We start from the raw sequence: 20602 nt of genomic DNA, 5'->3' as shown, positions 1-20602 counted from the left end.
TTCGACTTCGCTCAGGATGACATTCGTTTTCATAAACAATATTTGTACTTACCAATTTATATGTTTTCTTTCTCCTGTTTTCAAAACGATTTCCTGTTTTTTAGCTCCGAAAATTAAAGTTGTTTTCCCTCCTTTTTTAGAAGAAATAATCATTTTTTGAATCATTTTATTGTTCCATTCCATTTCAATTTCGAAACCGCCACGTGCACAGATTCCTTTTACGGAACCGCTTTCCCAGGCATCAGGTAAAGCCGGCAATAATCTGATTTCGTTTTCATCAGACTGAATCAGCATTTCGGCTACAGCAGCAGCTCCGCCAAAATTCCCGTCAATTTGAAATGGCGGATGCGCATCGAATAAATTCGGATACGTTCCTCCTCCTCTTCTTGGTTTTTCAGTTTTCTTTCCGTCAGGATCTACATATCGAAGTAATTCACGGTACATTTTATAAGCCCGGTTTCCGTCCCAAAGTCTTGCCCAGAGATTGATTCTCCAGCCTTTTGACCATCCTGTGGTTTCGTCTCCTTTTATTTCCAGCGTTTTTTTAGATGCTTCAGCCAAATCCGGAGTTTTTAAAGGTGTAATATGATTGCCCGGAAACAATCCGAATAAATGCGATTGGTGACGGTGTTTTGGATCTTTATCTTCCCAATCGAAATACCATTCCTGTAAATTGCCTTTTTTACCAATTTGATACGGATGTAGTTTCCCCAGCGTTTTTTCTAGTTTTGCTCTAAAATCTGCATCAATATTAAGCACTTTTGAAGCTTTAATTGTTTTATCAAAACATTCACGGATCATCGCCAAATCGGCTGTTCCTCCATATAGAGTTGCTCCGACAAAACCATCCGCCAGTTTATACTGATTTTCAGGTGAAGTTGATGGCGAAGTAATTAGATTTCCGTTTTTATCGGGCACAAGCCATCCCATACAAAATTCGGCAGCGCCTTTCATTAACGGATAACCTTCAGCTTTTAAATAGTTCTTGTCCTGAGTAAAAATATAATGTTCCCATATATGTGTGCTCAGCCACGCACCCGCCATTGGCCAGCAAGCCCACATCGGTTCTTCTTTTCCAAACTGACCAACCGGATTGGTCATCGCCCAGATATCTGAGTTATGTCCTGCAGCCCAGCCTTTATCAACGCCATAAAAAGTCTTAGCTGTAATTTTTCCGGTTACCGAAAGGTTTTTAATGAAACTCAGCAATGGCAAATGCATTTCTGAAAGATTGGTGTTTTCTGCCAGCCAGTAATTTTCTTCCAGATTAATATTCATCGTGTAATTACTGCTCCAAGGCGGATTTAAATGCGGATTCCAAATTCCTTGTAAATTCGCAGGAACACCCATAGTTCTTGAGGAACTAATGAGCAAATAACGCCCAAAATTGAAATATAAAATTTCGAGATTTTTGTCTTCTTTTCCATCAGCGTAGCGCAATAAACGTTCGTCTGTTGGTAAATCCGGTGCTGTGGTTTTGCCCAAATTTAAATCGACACGATTATAAAATTTTTGATAATCTGAAATGTGGGATTCTTTTAATTTATCGAATGATTTTGCAAATGCTTTGTTCATGTTTTGCAATGCAATTCCAACATCGTCTAAACCTTCGCTTGCTGGATTTTTGTTAAAACCATTAAAACTTGCGGCTACTGAAACATAAATAATGGCTTCTGTAGCGTCTTTTAAGGTTAAGGTTTCTCTTGAACTTGTAATTTTTCCGTCTGTTTTTTTAATTTGGACTAAACCGGTAAATCTTGTTCCTCTGTCTTTTATGCTCAAATATTTTGGCACAACATTATATCCTGCATTTTCATGAATTGGAGCAGAACCTGTCATTACTAAGATATTATTTCTTACTTCGACATTTGACTTTAAAAGGCTTTTTAAATTAATATCAAAATTTAAAGCTCCTTTTTGATCGGCTGTCAATTTGATTATCATGATTTGGTCCGGAGCCGAAACAAAATATTCCCGGGTATATTTTATACCTGCCATTTCGTAACTTACTTTTGAGATGGCATTTGAAATATCCAGTTCACGATGGTAATTTACTGCTTTTCCTTTCTCTGAATTATTGATTTCCAATGTTCCTAAAGGCGCATACTTCTCTGAGTTTTTTCCCTGGATTTTTTTGTTTAGTTCTTCGGCCAGCTTGTAGTTTTCGTTTTTTAACGCTTCTCGAATTGCCGGAATATTTTTGTATGCCTCAGGGTTCATATTGGGGTTTACAGGTTCACCCGACCAAAGCGTGATATCGTTCAAATAAATTTTATCTGAATTGGCTCCGCCAAAAACGGTTGCTCCCATTTTTCCGTTTCCTAAAACGAGGCTCTCTTCAAAATATTCGGCAGGCTGATTATACCATAAAACATGGCTGGATTGCGCCGAAGTGTTTGTGATGTAAAATGTGAGAAGTAGGATGAAAAATGTTTTTTTTATGAGGTTTAAATTCATTTATAAGAGTTTTTGGTTCGAATTATTCAAATGTATTGTCCGCACAGAAAGATTGGATGTTGCAATATAACATGTTTCTGGAGTAATTTACAGTTCAATCCTACCAGTTCCTGAAAATACAGTTGCTGCGTGAGGGATAGGAGCAAACTACCGAAGTAGTGCGGATAGCCCGACCGTACCGAGACAAGAAGGCGTATTTACACAAAGTATATTTGCCTTCTTGTCTCGGTATGGTCACGCCCAAATTATCCGGGTAAAGGTTTATATGTAAAATTCCTAAACGTCACCGAACCTTCTCCAACCGCTGAAAGACCTAACTTAAGGCTCATAAAGCCACTTAGCGCATTATGATTGAATGAGCTTACCTCAGCCGAGTTTTCGATTTTTAGCCAGTCCTTTCCATCGATGCTGTAAAACATATTTACAACCTGTTGCTTTTTTTCCAGACGTAGAAATAAGTGTTTTTTATTCACTCCTTTTACAGTGGGAAACTGCCATACTCTAAGAATTGCCATGATATTTTCTTTATCGAAAGCGATTCCTGTAAATATTTTAGGATCATAAAAAAGAACCAATCCAGCCGATGCATTACCTTCTATTTCAACTTCTACATCAGCCGTGTACGAATGGTCTGAAGGTGTGCATAACAAGGGAGAACTCTGGCCGATACCCGTTCCTTTGCCTTTGATTTTTATTCCGTTTGCAGAAAATGTAGCTCTTCTGGAATCGTATTCATCAAAAAATTGCCATTGCGGATTGAGTTTCGTTCCCGTAAAAGTATTCGAAAGTGTGAAATTACTTTTTATGGTTTCGCCTGCCGGTTTTTTAATTTGATCTTCGGTTTTAATACCGTCTTTCATTTTGTACCAACCGTCTTTTGTCCATTCTACAGGCTGCAAAAGTGTCTGGCGTCCCATGTTGTAATAACCGTTTTCGTAGCCGTGAAAAACCATCCACCAATTTCCTTTAACATCATCAATTAATGTGGCGTGCCCTTTTGACCACCATTTTTCAGAAGCGCTGTTTGTTCTTATAATTGGATTATGAGGCGAATTTTCCCAAGGCCCCAAAGGTGATTTTGACCTTGCCGAAATTACCATGTGACTTGTTGCAGGCCCTGCGGTTCCACCTTCGGCTGTGGTTAAATAATAGTAATCGCCTCTTTTAAAAACCTTTGGCCCTTCCATACAAAAACATTCAATGGACCATTCTGAAGGTATTTTCCAGCCTTCATAAACCTGTTTACTTGCTCCCGAAATTGCCAATCCGTCTTTTGAAAGCGGGACATAACTTCCGTTGCTGAAATACAGGTAACGGTTTCCTTTTTCGTCGGTAAAATGTCCGGGATCGATATTACCGATTTTTAAATCTATCGGATCACTCCATGGACCGTTTATCGAATCTGCCCAAACGACATAATTGGTTTCGTTTGCCGGAAAATAGATGTAAAATTTGTTATTAAGTTTTATCAAATCCGGAGCCCAGACTGCACCTACGCTTTTTTGGAGCGCATGCGTAACGGGTTTCCAGTTGATTAAATCTTTAGAGGTCCAAATTAATAATCCGGGATAATAATTGAATGAAGAGTGTACAATGTAATAATCCTCACCATCACGAATTATCGAAGGATCAGGATAATCGCCTGCAAATATTGGGTTTTGATAAAACCCGTCTTTTACATTGTCCTTTTGCTGCTGCGCATTAATTGTAAGCGAAATGAAACTTATAATTAAGAAAATTGCTTTTTTCATAGTCGTATTATTTGTTGACTTTATAAATTTCATTGGCCGTAATCATTTCCCAATTGTCTGTTCTAAAGGGCGATGCCGGAAATTTTTCTTTATTAAAAAGATTGATTTCAGTATCATCATCTGCCCAGCCGTAGCGAACGGCAAAGGGTTTTTGAACCTGATCGCCCGAAACGATAATTTTGTTGTCTATAATTATCGCTTTCGCAGAATGAAAAACTTTGTCGGCACCGGCGATTTCGAAACCTTTTAACACTGTGTTATTTGGTACCATAAGCCCTGTGCCTACATTATCGAAAGTCAAAATAATCTGATTCCCTTTTATTTCCTGAGATTTATACATTGGTCCGCTAAAAATCTGTTTTTTGCCGTAGACATTATTTAATGCGATTGCTGCCAAACGTAGTCCAACATCTTGCTTGTTGGTTGGGTGAATATCTTTGGCATTACCGATATCGGTTGTAACGACCATTCCTGTGTTTGGTACTTTTAAAGTTTCATATTGTGCTTCTCTGAGTTCTGCCCAACGGCTGCCTTTTTTACTATTGCCTCCAAACTCATCAAAAGTGGACAACTGCACAAAATAAAAAGGGAAGTTCCCCTGATTAAATTTGGTTCGCCAGTCCTCAATCATTAACGGAAATGCTATTTTATACTGACTGGCTCTCCAGACATTCGCTTCACCCTGATACCATAAAACACCCTGAATCGCATACGGAACCAGCGGATTTACCATAGCATTGTATAATAATGAAGGGTAACTGTTTGGCGAAACTGCAAGTTTTACCTGAACAACATTGAATTTCCAAAGTCCTTCAAGAGGTAAATTACTATCCTTCAATTGAATTTTCAAATCGGCAGATTCTCCATAAATTCCGCCGCCGCCACTGTAATCCACAATTCGGACAGCTATTACATTTTTACCTTCTTTTAAAACACCCGCTGGAATTTTATATACTCTTAGTTTCTCCCAAATATTGTTGGTCCCAACCTGAACTCCGTTAATGTATGTTATATCTTCATCATCAACTTTTGCCAGATGTAAAACAGCTTCACTTTTGGCTTGTTCAGCTGTTAAAACAATTGTTTTTCGCATCCAGACAATTCCATCAATATTTCCGATTTGCTGGTTTTCCCAAAGAGAAGGCACTTTTATTTCAGGCCAATTGTTATCATTAAATTCAAATGTTTTAAACTGATCTTCGTTTGCCAGTGTTACATCAAAACCCTGAACCTTTTTAAGATTGCCTAAAAGTGAATTTTTATAACTTTCGAAAATTTCATCCATATTTACGGTTGGAACTTCTGCAATCATCGCTTTAAAGTCATCACTATTCTGAAATGCTTCGTGGCTTGTCCAGGTTTCTACACAGGTTCCTCCCCATGATGTATTGATAATTCCGATTGGAACTTTTAATTCGGCGTATAACTTTTTAGCAAAAAAGAAACCTGCTGCCGTAAAATCGCGAATATTTTCCTTGTTCGAAACTGCCCATTTCCCGGCTTTTAAATCTTCTTTTGGAGTTCCGCTTAAATCCTGTGCCACACCAAACTGACGAATCATCGGATAATTAGCCTGATTCTTTTGAGTTTCAAAATCAGGCAGTTTATACATCTGGAATTCCATGTTGGATTGTCCGCTGCAGATCCATACTTCGCCGACCAAAACGTCTTTGATAACAATTTTGTTTTTTCCTGTAATGGTTAATTCAAAAGGGCCTCCGGCTTTTTCGGCAGCTAGTTTAACCATCCATTTTCCGTTTGTATCAGCCTGTATGGTTTTGGTTTGTTTGTTAAAATGAATTATTACTTTTTCATTCGCATCAGCCCATCCCCAAACCGGAATTTCCTTATTGCGCTGCAACACCATTCCGTCAGAAAACAACAAAGGCATTCTGACATTGGCGCTTGCAAACAAAGAAAAAAACAATATAAAGGTTACTATGTTTTTTTTCATTTTGATTTTTTATAAATCAGATTCTACTTCAAACCATCCATTAAAGCAGTGAGTGCTTTAGTGTCAAAAACGGTATTGTTCGTTCTGTTGATAATTCCAAAACCATTATTATTCATGCTTCCTTCATCCCAGTAAAAAGGTACCAGACCATTCGCCTTTGCTTGTTGCACTACATATTTTAAATAATAAGCACGTGAAGCCAAATGTTTCGTTAGATTATCTCCAGTTAATGAAGAACGTCTAATGGCACCAAATTCTCCTAAAATTACCGGAATTCCTTTGTCTACAAACTGAGTTTTCATCAGTTTAAAATCGGCTGTAACTGCAGATTCCTCTCCCCATGTTGCATTTCTGCCTGTATCGGTTGTAGATTTATAGCCATTCCCCCAATAGTAAAACATTTTTCCCCAGCTTTCGTCCTGAATCAATCCGGCAAATTGCCATGGCGCATAATAATGTACTTCTACCATCATGCGTCCCGCTAATTTATCGGTAGGTAAAGAAGTCATCAATTGGTTTGTTTTTGCAATATCTGTTCCTGGCCCTTGAATGATCAAAGTTCTGTAAGCATTTCTTCCTCCGGTAGAACGCACAGCATCAATAAAAGTCTGATGATAGGATTTAAGTACCGCCATTTGTTCGGCGTTTTCTACATTAGGTTCATTAGCACTTGCAAAAAGTAATAATCCGTTGAACTCTCTAAGACTGGTTGCAATCTGTTCCCAAAAGGCTTTTTGTTTTTCGTTGTTTTCCGCTTGTTTTGCTACTGTAATATTGTTCTCCAGCCATCCGCCGTCCCAATGCACGTTTACAATACAATACATCCCGTTATCATTACAATATTTTACCACTTCCTTAACCCTGTTCATCCAGTCTGCTTTTATTTGAGCAGTTGTCGAATTAGCCAAATATTGGTTCCACGAACATGGTATGCGTACTGCATTGAAACCTTTAGCTTTTACTAAATCTATTAATGCTTTTGTTACTTTTGGATTCCCCCAGGCCGTTTCACCTCCAGTGGCTTCCAAAGTGTTACCGATATTCCATCCTATTTTAATTTTTGATGCAATCGTTTTGGCATCGCTCCCCATACCTGAAGGGTCTGCAGGTAATGGATTTGTATTATAATTGGGTAATTTTGACGTAGAAGCAGCCTGCACAACTGAATTTGTATCTGTAATAATTTTTTGTTCAGGCACATCATTACTGCAGGATAAATTTGCTACTAAAAGCAAACACAGCAAAACTGTTATTTGGCAATCCATAAATGCTTTTTTCATACTATTGAGTTTTTCGGTTAGATATTCAAAATTTTTATTCAATTGGAATCTGCTATTCTTGGTATTCTAAAATGATAAAAAAAGGAATCTGCAGTTAATTTTATCTATCGAAAAACATTTTTTATTTTGAAATTTCAATATATAAAACCAACTGCAGATACTAAAAAAATTTTTATTTCAACCCGTCCTGTAAGCCAGTTAATGCCTGCGAATCGTATACGGTATTATTGCTTCTGTCAAATAAAGACATTGTATTTGTACCTAAATTTCCGGCATCCCAATAGAATGGAACTAATCCGTTTGCTCTGGACTGTTTTACAACATATTTTAGAAAAGCAGCTCTTGATTTTAAGTGCAATGTTAAAGCATCACCTGTCAAATCACGTCTGATTGCACCAAACTCTCCTAAGATTACCGGGATACCTTTATCTACAAACTTCGTTTTCATTGATAAAAAAACTTCATCTACAAAAGCCTCTTCTCCCCAGGTAGGATTATGCGCTGTATCAGTAGTTGAATGATTTCCTGCTCCCCAATAGTAAAACATTTTACCCCAGTCTTCATCTTTAGTCATAAGTGTAAACTGAAACGGATAAAAATGAACCTCAGCCATCATTCTATTCGCAATTTTATCGGTAGGCAAAGTATTCATCAATTTGGCTGTCTTTTCGATATCTGTTGATGGTCCCTGAACAATCAAATTACGATATGCGTTTTTACCTCCAGTTGAGCGAACAGCATCTACAAATGTTTGATGATAGGAAGCTAATACAGCCATTTGAGTTGCATCTTCAACGTTTGGTTCATTAGCACTAGCAAAAAGCAAATGCTCATCAAAATCACGTAAATGAGTTGCTATTTGTTCCCAAAATGCTTTTTGTTTGGCATTGTTTGCTTCTTTTTTGTCTTCGGTACAATTGTTTTCTAACCATCCGCCATCCCAATGGATGTTTACAATTACATACATATCATTATCTACACAATATTGTACCACTTCTTTTACTCTGGCTAACCAAGTATCACTTATTTTTGCTGTTGTCCCATTAGCATATTGATTCCAGGAACACGGAATTCTAATAGCATTAAAACCGTTTGCTTTAACCAGATCAATCAATGCTTTTGTAACTTTTGGATTTCCCCAGGCTGTTTCACTTCCAGTTGCTTCTAAAGTGTTTCCGATATTCCAGCCCAATTTCATTTTAGCGGCCAATTGTACAGCAGTACTGCTCATACCTGTAGCATCTGCTGCAATTGGATTCGTATTATAGCTCGGATATAAACCTGCCTTTCCTGCTTGCGAAACGGTTATTTTTACAGTAGGTACATCACTGGAACTAATCGTAACATCTGCCGTTCTGGTTACAGTACTGGTGTTTTCTAAAACTGAAATCGTAACTGTTGTTCTCCCGGCTACACCTGTACCTGGAGTAAATTTTATCCAGGTCGCATCTGATGTACTCACTGACCAGGCTGTAGTATTTGTGGCTACAATTACATCTGCACTACCGGCTTTACTGTCAAGATCAACTTTATTAATATCAACAGTAAGGGTTTTTACAACAGGATCTGGCTCTTCTTCAGATGTTTCTTTATCTGAACTGCAGGCCCAGAAACTTATACATGATAAACACAGTATTGTGCTTAACAGGTAATTTTTCATTATTTGTTTCATTTATTTGGTTGTTATAGTTAATAAAGTGGTTTTTGTTTTACATTAATACATTATGTCTAATGTGAATTTTATTTAATAGTGATTACAATTTCTTTTTTAATATCTCTTGAAGAATTCCCAAGTCTCAAAGTATATTTCCCAGGTTCTAATTTCCATTTCTTTGTAGCTGTGTCGTAGTAGGTCAATTCTTTTACTTCCAGATTAATTTTTACGGTATTTGTTCCTCCTGCTTTAACATCTGTTTTTTGGAAACCTTTTAATTCCTGCGCTGCACGCTGAACTTTTGAATCAGATTTAGATACATATAGTTGCACTACTTCTTTTCCATCTACTTTTCCAGTATTTTTGACATCAACAGAAACCGTAATTGTTTCCTTTAACGCATAAGAAGTTTTATCTGTTTTAGCATTATCCAAAGTAAAATTGGTATATGACAATCCGTAACCAAAAGGATATAAAGGTTCTATCTTTTTTGTATCAAACCAACGGTATCCTACCAAAATTCCCTCCGCATAATTTACAGCTTTATCACCAGGAAAACTGTTTGTCGCGTGTGCAGGAGAATCCATTAATTTCTTTGGCATAGTCCAGGGTAACTTTCCGGATGGATTTACTTTTCCTAACAGTACATCAGCCAAAGCATTTCCTCCCTCAGAACCATTAAACCAGGTCCAAACGAGAGCTTTTGTTTTTTTGCTTACACCATCAATATCAAAAGGAGCTCCGGCAACCATAACCACAATGGTATTTGGATTAACAGCCAATACTTTTTGAATTAATTCTTCCTGTCCGAAAGGCAATTTTAAATCTCTGCGGTCTGAAGCTTCTGTTTCATAATCACGGTTTGAACCTGCAAAAACCACGGCTACATCTGAATTTTTAGCGGCTTCTATAGCTTCTTGTAATTTTGCCGGGTCTAACTGATCTATTGTTACCGGACCTGTTGAAGTAATGTTACCTAAATTACCTTTGTTTTTTTCTTCGTAACGCTCTAAGTATCCTTCGGCATAATTAATTTTAACCGATGAAGGCAATCTGTTTTTAAGACCTTCAAGAGGTGTAACTTCTCTTTTTGTTTTCACTCCTGCTCCAAATCCGCCCAAAGCATTTTTCTTGGTTGCATTGTTTCCGATTACTGCAATTGATTTAATTCCGTCCAATTTTAATGGCAGGGCATTGTTTTCATTTTTTAATAATACTACTGCTTCTGCTGCAATTTTGTACGCATCCTGATAATGCGCTTCGGTTGCAATGCTACCTTTTGCACGTTCTCCGCCCCCCATTGCTTTTACCTGAAACAAGGTTCGTAAAATACGTTTTACATGCAGGTTAATTTCTGTTTCTGAAACTTCTCCGGTTTTGACTGCTGCAATTAATTTATCTGCTAAGAAAAATTCGTTGAACGGTTTTGGTGTTCCCATTTCAATATCCAGACCATTCTTTAAAGCTTTTCCTGTTGAATGCACCGCTGCCCAGTCTGAAACTACAATCCCCTTAAATCCCCATTCATCACGAAGGATTTTATTCAGCATATAATCATTCTCACACAAATACTCTCCTCTGAATTTGTTATAAGCTCCCATAATACTATAGGCTTTTCCTTCTTTTACAGAAGCTTCAAAAGCCGGAAGATAAATTTCGCGAAGCGTACGCTCGTCAATCTGCACATCTACAAAATCACGGTTAGTCTCCTGATTATTGGCAGCATAATGTTTTACACACGCCATTACATCTTTCTCCTGTAAACCCACTACCAAAGGCACTGCAATTTTTTTATTCAAAAAAGGATCTTCAGACATATACTCGTAAGTTCTTCCCCCAAGCGGCGTTCTTACGATATTGATTGCCGGCGAAAGCAGCATGTCCTTATCTCTCGCACGCAATTCTTCTCCTAAACTAGTTCCGAAAGTATGTGCCATTTCTGCATTCCACGTTGCTGCCAAAGCTCCTCCCGCAGGATAATAAGTTGCAAAATCGTTTGTCCATCCAGCCGGAGCCCAATTGTCTCTCGAAATTTCCTCACGAACTCCCAATGGACCATCCGCCATTTTTAATTCAGGAATACCTAAACGTTTTACACCGGCATTGGCAAACATACTATTCCCGTGGAGCATTCCTATTTTTTCCTCAAGCGTCATTTGAGAAATCAATTTATCAATTTTGGTATCGAATTCTGAAGTCATAGATTTACCTAAATATTGTTTTTGAACAGCAATTGAATTTTGCGCATAATTTTTACCCGAAGTAAAAACCACAAAAGCCATAAATGCTGATAGTCGTAAAATTTTGTTTTTCATAAATCATTTCGTTTTTAGATTTAAAATCCCATCCTCACTAAAATTTTAAAATCGTGGTGTTTAAATTTTATAATTGGTTTTATTTTATGTTCACTGTTGGAATTATAGTTTTATCAGATTAAATAAGACCACATCATTCTCATTTATTTTGAAATCTTTATTATAATTTCCTGATGCATCAATCGTTACTTTTTCTGTTGCGATTACGGCTCCATTATTTTTTTCTTTAAGTGAATTAACCTGCTGTCTGGTTAACTGGGCTGGTTTGCCCATTGCCAGATAATCTGCAAAAACGTCATTTGTTTTATATCCGACTTTATAGATTTCTAATGTATATTTTCCTTTTTGAAGACCCGAAACTTCAACTTTTACTTTTCCTTTTTCTTTCGAAGGTAAATCCTGAACATAATAAGTTTGGTTCCAGACTTTGTCGCCCGGATGGGTATTGGTAAAATCCCAGAATAAAAGCTGAACATCTCCTTTTGAATTTTTAGTTACCCATGAAGCCTTATCCGTATTCTGAAGTTCTGTTTCCCCTAATTTATTCAGGAAATAATACGAGAAATAAGCCGGTTTTTTAATGCCCTGCGTGTTCAATAATCCGAAACCTCCGTGAAAAGGAGTAAATCTTGGACCCGGTTCTTCAAAAATATCGGTAAAAACCCAGTATGACATTGAGTTTGCCGCATTGCCCACCTCTTTCAGTTTCTGAAGAATATAAGCTGCCGAATGATAACTGTCGTGAATTGGGTCTGCAGGTGTGTACGAACTGCTCCATTCTGTATAATGCAATTCCAAATTTGGCTTAGCCGAGTTTGCAATCTGCCTGCGCGAATTGAGTACATCACCGCTTACGCTGGATTCTTCTTTATTTAAAACCGTTCCCGAAGTCCCGAATTCATCCAAATACCCTTGTTTTACTCCGTAAGTATGTGTTGAAATAAAATCCAGAGGCACATTGTTTTTAGCAGCAAATTCAATGGTTTCCGGAACCCAGGCTGCACCGGCTGTTGCAGGACCGCCCACTTTATACGCAGAATTTACTGCTTTTACACCGCGAACTGCATAGTCATATAATTTGAAATATTCCTCCTGAGTACCTGTCCAGAAACCTGGTGACAAATTTGGTTCGTTCCAGACTTCAAAATACCATGTTTTTACTTCTTCGTCTCCATAGCGCTCTTTGAAATGTGCCGTTAGATTCCGAATCAAATCTTCCCATTTTTTATAGTCTTTTGGCGGTGTTACGTTTCCTTTCCACCAGAAAATGGTTTCTTTCCCGCTTGCCAGTGCATTGGGCATAAAACCTAATTCAACAAAGGGTTTCATTTTCAGACTCACAATAAAATCAAATAATACATCTACATATTGGTAATTGTATTCCGGATTCCCTTTTGAATCTTCCCTGTAAACTGCCATATCATCGGTCAGTAAACCGTGAAAGCGGATGTGTTTAAAATCGCATTCCTTTTTCACCATTGCCAGCTGCTGCTGCCAGTCGGCACGGAGCCCTTCATTTGCTCTTCCTGCACCAATGCATTCTTTGAACATGGTGTTTAATTTTCCGGCCGTTTTATTGAAATCTACTTTTATGGTTCGGTCTTGTCCAAACAAATTGACTGAACTAATAAGAACCGCTATTATGAGAAGCTTTTTCATCTAAAAATGTTTTAATTCTTAATGTTAGACGCACTGCTGTGCGTCTCTACACATTACGCCTCTATAGAAAATTAATGAATTACAATTTTTTAAATCTGACAGCACCTCCTCCGGCTCCTCCTAAATTCAGTTTTAGAGAATCTGTAGATTTTACTGTTTTCTTTGAAATGGCTACGGCTTCCGGATTGTGTTTCTGATCTGTTCCTTCGGCATCCACATAAATCTGTGCTTCGTAAGTTGCGTTTGGATCTAAGAATGATAATGAAACATTTACATTTCTTGGATTTTCATTTGTTAAAGTTCCTAAATACCAATCGGCACTGTTTCTGTCCTTTCTTGCTGTTGTGATGTATTCACCAATTTTTCCTTCTAAGATTTTAGTGTCTTCCCAATCGGTCGGAACATCTTTTAAGAATTGTAAAGCTGGTTTTCCTTCGTAATTTTCAGGAAGATCGGCTAACATTTGAATTGGTGAATAAAGCACTACATACAATGCCAATTGCTGACCAACTGTTCCCTGGATTCTTTTTCCCGGATAACCTTGTTTTACCTCAACATCAAAAATTCCAGGCGTGAAATCCATTGGGCCAGAAAGTAATCTTGTGAATGGAATAATGCTCAAATGGTTCGGCGGATTTCCTTCGCTCCAGGCGTTGTATTCCTGTCCGCGTGCTGCTTCTCTCGAAACCATGTTTGGATAGGTTCTTCTTTCTCCTGTATCTTTAATAGATTCGTGGTATAGAACCGCTAAATCATATTGTGCTGCTTTTTCTAAAATGTATCTGAAATAGTTCACCCCAAATTGTCCGAAGTGCATTTGTTTCATATTCAGTTTAGAACCTACGTGACCAATTTTTACCGTGTGGATTCCCAGTTTTTTGTACAAAGCAAAACCTTCGTCAACTTCTTTTAAGTAGTTAATTAAGTTTGAGCCTGTTTCATGGTAACCGATTAATTCGATATTCTTTTTCTTTCCGTATTCAACCACTTTTTCTAAGTCGAAATTATCAGCATTTTTCGTGAAGCTGAACATGTGCATACGGTTCTCGTACCAGCCCGGCGTCCAGCCTTTATTCCAGCCTTCGATTAATAAATGGTGGAAACCTTCTTTTGCGGTAAAATCGATGTATTCTTCAGCGTGTTTTGTAGTGGCACCTTGCTTGTCGCTTTCCCAGAATGTATATTTCCCGATGTGCATGCCCCACCAGATTCCTAAATATTTGTATGGTTTGAAATAGCTGTTTGTATTCTTTAATTTGTCTGGTTCATTCAGATTTAAAACCAAATAAGAAGTAATCAGTTCTCCCGGATTTTCTCCAATCTGAATCGTTCTCCATGATGAAGTAAAGGTATCTTTTACACGGACTTTTACTCCATCAGCCCAAGGCACCAAATCCGATTTTAGTTCGGTTCCTTTATTATTCACCAAAGTCATACTCGCAAAATCAATCAGGTTTGCTTCGTGAAAACTTAAAGCCAATCCGTTTTTACTTTCGATTGTTAATGGTGTTAAAACGGTATCCAATTTACTAACCGGCGCAGCTTCGAAAAGATATTCGTCGCGGTTTTCTCTGTTAGCAGGAATCCACCACGCTTTTCCGTCTTCTTTTAAGTTGAAAGTTGTTTTTTCATCCATGATGAAAATACTGTCTTTTACATTTTGTTTTGGATAAACATATCTAAAAGCCACTCCGTCATCAAAAGCACGAAACTGAATTTGTAACTTTCTTTTGTTTCCTGTTTTTTGCTGTAAATCGACTACCAATTGATTGTAATGATTTCTGATGTTTTTCTTTTCTCCCCAAACTTGTTCCCAAGTTTCGTCAAACGTAGAAGTTTTTGCTCCTTTTATTTCAAAGTTTGAACTTAAGTCTTCGTTTCCTTTCAATACAAATCCCATATTTGATGGAGAAATCACTTCGGTTTTTCCGTGAGAAACTGCGTATTTTGGAGCATTTTTTACCAGCTCAAATTTGATTTTATTTTTTCCGTTTGGCGATGCCAATTCGTAAGCGCTTTTCGTTTTTTGACTGTAGCCTATTGTCATTGAAAACAATACGGCTGGGAGAATTAGATAGTTTTTCATGTTTTTTGGTATTATATTTTTTTGCCGCTGACTTAAAGGATTTTTATTTTTCTCTCGCAGATGTGGCAGATTGAGCTGATTCTAAAAATTAAAAGAATCTGCATGATCTGCTAAATCTGCGAGAGTAATAATCTCTTTAATCTGTGCAATCTGTGGCTATATTCTTTTACCACAAATTCCGCAAATTATCACAAATTCAATTCGTGGTAATTCGTGTAATTCATGGCTAACTTTTTTATTTTGCCCACTCGGTTTTAAAAGTGGTTTTTCCGTTTAATGGATTTGCAACTACATCAAAATTGTTTCCTGTTTTGTTCACTTTTATTTCTTGCACTGCATCACCTTCTGGCAAAAATACTTTGGCTGTTGCCGAAGTGGTTTTGTCGCTTGCATACACTTTCAAAGTCAATTTGCTCCAATCCATATTTTTTGTAGACTGCGCTAAACCGATGTGTGGAATTGCAGTTCCGTCTTTGATTAAAACAATAATTGGCACTTCGCCCGCTTTGATTTTATGCCAGCCCGATTGGTACACTTTTTTAGTTTGATAATCAATCCAAGTTCCTTCCGGAAGATAAACGTCTCTTTCTTCAACCTCTTCAAAAAGCGGTGCAACCAACATACTTGAACCAAATAAATACTGATTATCTACTAACCAAGCTCCCGGGTCGTTTGGATATTCTACAAAAAGCGCACGCATCATTGGTAAACCTTTTTGAGAACTTTCTTTCGCCTGAGCATAGATGTATGGCATTAATTCGTAACGCATATTGTCTGCTTTTCTAAATCCTTCCAAGAAATCTTTGCTGTACAACCAAGGTTCGCGAGGCGGTTCTCCGTGGCTTCTTACGTGAGAAGTCAACATTCCGAAAGGAGTCCATCTTCTGTAAATATTTTCAGGCGATTTAGTTGCGAAACCTCCAACATCATGACTCCAAAAACTGAATCCGCTTAATCCTAAAGAAAGTCCGCCGCGTAATTCTGCCGACATTGCTCCGTTTGTAGTTTCAGAATCTCCTCCCCAATGTAAAGGATAACGCTGTGAGCCTGCCCAAGTACTTCTTGCCCAGATTAAAGTATATCCTTTTTCTTTCTGCGTGATTTCTGCAACCGCTTTGTTGTATCTTAATGGATATAAATTGTGTTCGTAGAAACCGGTTCTACCAGAATGGTAAATTCCGTCTGGCGGAGCTGCTTCTCCAAAATCTACTTTGAAAACCGCAACACCTTCATCAAATAACTTTTTCAATTTTCCTTGGTACCAAGTAATTGTTTCTGGATTTGAGAAATCTAAAACAGCATCTTCGTACGGAAGGTTTCCTTTTCTGTCTCTTACCGCTAAATTTTTATCCATGATTTCAGGGAACAAAGTATTCTTTGGCGTGAAATAAGGCAACTGCCAAAGACAAACCTGGAAACCATCTTTCTTTAAATCAGACATCATTTTTGTCGCGTCTGGAAAACGAGATTTTGCGAACTCATAATTGTTTCTCCAATCTACATCAAACCAGCCTGTATCAAAGTGAATAACATCTGTTGGGATTTTGTATTTACGCAAATCCCTTGCTACTTCTCTTCCTTCTTTTTCAGAGAAATAAGTAATTCTGCTCATCCAAAAACCGAATGACCAAAGCGGTGGCATTGCAGCTTTTCCAGTCAAATTCGTGTATTGGTCTAAAATGTCTTTTGGTTCTCCGATGAAGAAAAACAAATCGGCTTCGTCGTCTCCAATGTACATTTCGTTTGCACTTGAGAAATATTTTCCAAAGTCAACCGTAATTGGTGTTGAATGGTGCATGAAAACACCATAACCGCGGCTGCTCATATAAAACGGAATCGGTTTGTACATCGTTTCATTTTGGATTCCGTTGGCGTCATCCGTCCATAAAACTACTTTTTGCCCGCGTTTGTTGAATTGTGTGAAAGATTCTCCACAACCAAATATTTTTTCGTCTGGTTCTAAACTAAAAGCTGCTCCCATACTTCTAGAATAATCGCTGTTTCTGCGAACGTAAGAAAACGGAAGTGTCGGCGTGTATGTATTTTTAAAATCAGTATCATGAAGCGTGCTTGTCAGCAATTTTCCTTTTTCATCGTAGATTTTTACATGCCAAGGTTTTGTCAAAATTTCAACTTTTCCGTGTTTGCTTGTATAACTGTGACCGCCTTCAATTTTAGCATATTTCCATAATTCTGGGTGATTTGGTGCAACGCCGTCAACCAACATTAAAGATTCCTTCTGCGGATGAAATTGCGGTCCTGAAGTCGTTTTGATTCTAACTGTTCGATCTGAAACAAATTGAATTTCGAATGGCAAAACAGGAGATTCTGCATATTCTGTTGTTGGAAATTCGTTTGCTTTTTCCACATCCGGTTTCATCATCATGTTGTTGAAAGCCTGACGTGTTTTATAATTGTATCTCAGATATTTGATGGTTCCTTTTCCTGTTGCAGGATCAAAAGAAGCCAATTCGTCTGCGAAATAAAAAGTGTTCAGATAGTTCTGAAAATCTTTACTGATATCTATTGGCGCATTTAATACATCTGCATTTTGGATTTGAGCGTTAGCATTTGGAACTGCTAAAAATCCAAACATGACAGCAGAAAATAATGCGGTTAGTTTTGAGTTTTTCATTGGTTAATAATCTAGATGTTAGTTTATCCTAACAGGTTTTTAAAACCTGTTAGGTATTTTATTTATTTAATATCTTAATAAAAATCTATTGATACCTAACAGGTTTTAAAAACCTGTTAGGATAGATCGTAACTTATTATTCTGTTGTAATTACAATTGTAGCTTGTTTTAAGCCATTCGCTTTAGCGGTTAATTCTAATCTTCCAGATTTATCTCCAGACTGAACAATTACCAGACATTTTCCTGCCAGCGCCGTGTGTTTTGATCCTTTAAAAGATTCGTGACTAACCGGATCTCCACTGCTAACTCCTACGATTTTCCCATTTCCTTTTAAAGAGAAGTTGATCGCGTTATTCGCGTTTGGTGCAATCGTTCCTTTATCATCTAAAATGTCAACTGTGATAAATGACAAATCGTTTTTATCGGCTTTGATAGTACTTCTATCTGCAGTCAATTTTAATTGAGATGGATTTCCAGCCGTTTTAATTTCTTTTTCTAAAACCACTTTTCCACCTTTACGAGAAATGGCTTTTAAAGTTCCAGCTTCAAAAGGAATTCGCCACATTACGTGTAAATCGTCTCCTTTTTTGCTTCTTTTTCCAACTGATTTTCCGTTTACGAAAAGTTCCACTTCATCAGCGTTATTATAATATGCCCAAACGTCAACGGTTTGTCCTGGTTTCCAGTTCCAATGTGGGAAAATGTGAAGAACAGTTTTATCTGTCCATTCACTTTGGTACATATAATAAACGTCTTTCGGGAAACCGGCTAAATCGACAATTCCGAAATACGAACTTACCGATGGCCATTCGTACGGAGTTGGTTCTCCGATATAATCGAAACCTGTCCAAACGTACATTCCTGCCAAGAAATCGTATTTTTTAATTACTTTCCAAGTCGCTTCGTGTGTAGAACCCCAAGGCGTTTGTACCTGATCGTAAGCTGAAACCGTATTTCCAGTATTTCCTCCTTCAAATTTTTTATCCCAACTAACTGGCCATTTTTTTATAGTATCTGAAACCGCATCGTAATATCCTCTTGTCTGCAAACCTGAAGTTGTTTCGGTTGCGATAAAAGGTGTATTTGGGAAGTTCTTCAGATGATGTTCGAATGTCTGATGCGCATAATTGTACCCGATTAAATCTAAAACTCCAGATCCAGCAAGCGGATTAATCGAAACATTCTTTTTCTCAAATTGCAAAGTCACGGCATCAATATTCATATTTACTGGCGGATTCATTCCTGCAGTAATTGGTCTTGTTTTATCATATTGGCGTGTAATTGCCGCTAATTCTTTGGCAATTTCGATTCCGGTTTCATTCCATTGTTCCGGAATTTCATTTCCGATACTCCACATAAAAATACTTGAATGATTTCGGTCGCGTAACAATTGATCGATTAAGTCTTGTTTGTGCCATTTGTCCCAATCATTAGCATAATCGTATTTTGTCTTGTTTTGTTTCCACATATCAAAAGCTTCATCCATAACGATGAAACCCATTTTATCACAAAGCTGTAAAAGTTCTGGAGCAGGCGGATTATGAGAAGTTCTAATTCCGTTTACACCCATTTCTTTTAAAATTTCCAACTGACGTTCGATTGCACGTGTGTTGATTGCAGCACCTAACGGACCTAAATCATGGTGCATGCAAACTCCTTTGATTTTTACTTGTTTTCCATTCAGAATGAAACCTTTGTTTAAATCGAATTTAAAATCTCTGATTCCGAAAGTAGTTTTGTATTGGTCAATAATTTTATCATCAAGCGAAATTTCGGTAACTGCTGTGTACAATTCCGGTTTTTCATCTGACCATAAAGCAGGATTTTCAACTTCAGCTGATTGCTTTACAATTTGATTCCCATTTGCATTGATTATTATATCTTGAGTAACCGTTGTTACTTTGTTGTCTTCTTTAAAAATAGTTGTGGTTACTTTAGCTTTTTTATCTTCTGCATATTGATTTTTAATTGTAGTTTCAATATTTACCGAAGCTTTTTCTGCCGTAACTTTTGGAGTTGTAATGTAAGTTCCCCATTGTCCCACATGAAGTTTATCTGTAGTTTCGATCCAGACATTTCTAAAAATTCCCGAACCCGAATACCAGCGTGAATTGGGTTGTTTTGAATTGTCAACCTTAACAATTATTTCGTTGTTTTTGTCTCCGTAATTTAAGTATGGGGTAATTTCATATTGAAAACCAATATATCCGTTTGGACGTTTTCCTAAATAATGTCCGTTTACCCAGACTTCACTGTTTCTGTAAACGCCGTCAAAAGTGATTGACGTTATTTTTGTGCTGTCTTCTGCAGCAACTTTAAATGTTTTTTTGTACCAGCCTAAACCTCCGTTAAGTGATCCTCCGCCATAACCTGCGGGACTTTTTTCATCAAATTTTTCTTCAATGCTCCAATCATGAGGAACATCTAAAGTTCTCCATTTTGTAGAAGCTCCAATAGTATCTTTATCAACAATACTATCATTAAGATGAAAATTCCAGTCTGAATTAAAAGACACTTTTCGGTTTTCAAAATCAGTATTTCTCTCATTGCAGCTAAAAATTGCAAAAAGTCCTAAAATTGTCAATGTCTTTAAAAAATTCAAATGCTTCATGTTACTTTTGGATTCGTTCAAAAAAATAAACATACCGATAATTTTAACTAATTGGGGAGGGTAAATTATTATTTTTCATTTATATATTGTTGTACTTTTTAGTCTTAACCTGATTTGATTTTGTCAAAAAAGTAAAAAATAATAAGACATCCCTAAACACTCTCTTTCAAAAAAATAGTACTAAGATTGTATTTAGAGAT

10 protein-coding genes are annotated in these 20602 nt (G+C 37.3%); all 10 read right to left on the bottom strand.

The features are described 5' to 3' along the window. Positions 1-48: 48 nt before the first annotated feature. The 10 genes from AAEO57_RS18235 to AAEO57_RS18190 all read right to left on the bottom strand — a co-directional run bounded on the left by AAEO57_RS18235 (position 49) and on the right by AAEO57_RS18190 (position 20435). Positions 49-2457 (bottom strand): glycoside hydrolase family 95 protein, encoded by a 2409-nt coding sequence (locus tag AAEO57_RS18235; protein ID WP_341694472.1) that lies wholly within the window; start codon positions 2455-2457, stop codon positions 49-51. A 245-nt stretch (positions 2458-2702) separates the two neighbouring features. After that, the gene (locus AAEO57_RS18230) at positions 2703-4208 is read right to left on the bottom strand and encodes a family 43 glycosylhydrolase (protein ID WP_341694471.1); all 1506 of its coding nucleotides are present in this window, start codon (positions 4206-4208) and stop codon (positions 2703-2705) included. A gap of 7 nt (positions 4209-4215) precedes the next feature. Continuing rightward, a complete protein-coding gene (locus tag AAEO57_RS18225; protein ID WP_341694470.1) occupies positions 4216-6162 on the bottom strand; it encodes a sialate O-acetylesterase in 1947 nt (648 codons plus the stop codon). Positions 6163-6185: 23 nt separating this feature from the next. After that, complete coding sequence (locus AAEO57_RS18220; RefSeq protein WP_341694469.1) at positions 6186-7442, bottom strand: glycoside hydrolase family 5 protein; 1257 nt, start codon at positions 7440-7442, stop codon at positions 6186-6188. Positions 7443-7614: 172 nt separating this feature from the next. Then, complete coding sequence (locus tag AAEO57_RS18215; RefSeq protein ID WP_341694468.1) at positions 7615-9102, bottom strand: cellulase family glycosylhydrolase; 1488 nt, start codon at positions 9100-9102, stop codon at positions 7615-7617. A gap of 80 nt (positions 9103-9182) precedes the next feature. Beyond that, positions 9183-11411 carry a glycoside hydrolase family 3 C-terminal domain-containing protein gene (locus tag AAEO57_RS18210; protein WP_341694467.1) on the bottom strand — a complete coding sequence of 743 codons (2229 nt, stop codon included), beginning with the start codon at positions 11409-11411 and terminating at the stop codon, positions 9183-9185. Positions 11412-11513: 102 nt separating this feature from the next. Beyond that, positions 11514-13070, bottom strand: a complete 1557-nt coding sequence (locus tag AAEO57_RS18205) for a GH39 family glycosyl hydrolase (protein ID WP_341694466.1) — start codon at positions 13068-13070, stop codon at positions 11514-11516. Between the two features lie 79 nt (positions 13071-13149). Next, entirely contained in the window at positions 13150-15156 is a 2007-nt protein-coding gene (locus tag AAEO57_RS18200; RefSeq protein WP_341694465.1) for a glycoside hydrolase family 97 protein, read from the bottom strand. Positions 15157-15391: 235 nt separating this feature from the next. Further along, the gene (locus AAEO57_RS18195) at positions 15392-17791 is read right to left on the bottom strand and encodes a glycoside hydrolase family 31 protein (RefSeq protein WP_341694464.1); all 2400 of its coding nucleotides are present in this window, start codon (positions 17789-17791) and stop codon (positions 15392-15394) included. Between the two features lie 136 nt (positions 17792-17927). Continuing rightward, positions 17928-20435, bottom strand: a complete 2508-nt coding sequence (locus AAEO57_RS18190) for a glycoside hydrolase family 2 TIM barrel-domain containing protein (protein ID WP_341694463.1) — start codon at positions 20433-20435, stop codon at positions 17928-17930. Between the last annotated feature and the right edge of the window lie 167 nt (positions 20436-20602).

Source organism: Flavobacterium calami (assembly GCF_038290035.1).
Lineage (GTDB): Bacteria > Bacteroidota > Bacteroidia > Flavobacteriales > Flavobacteriaceae > Flavobacterium > Flavobacterium calami.
This window is presented reverse-complemented; position numbering and strand designations above follow the sequence as displayed.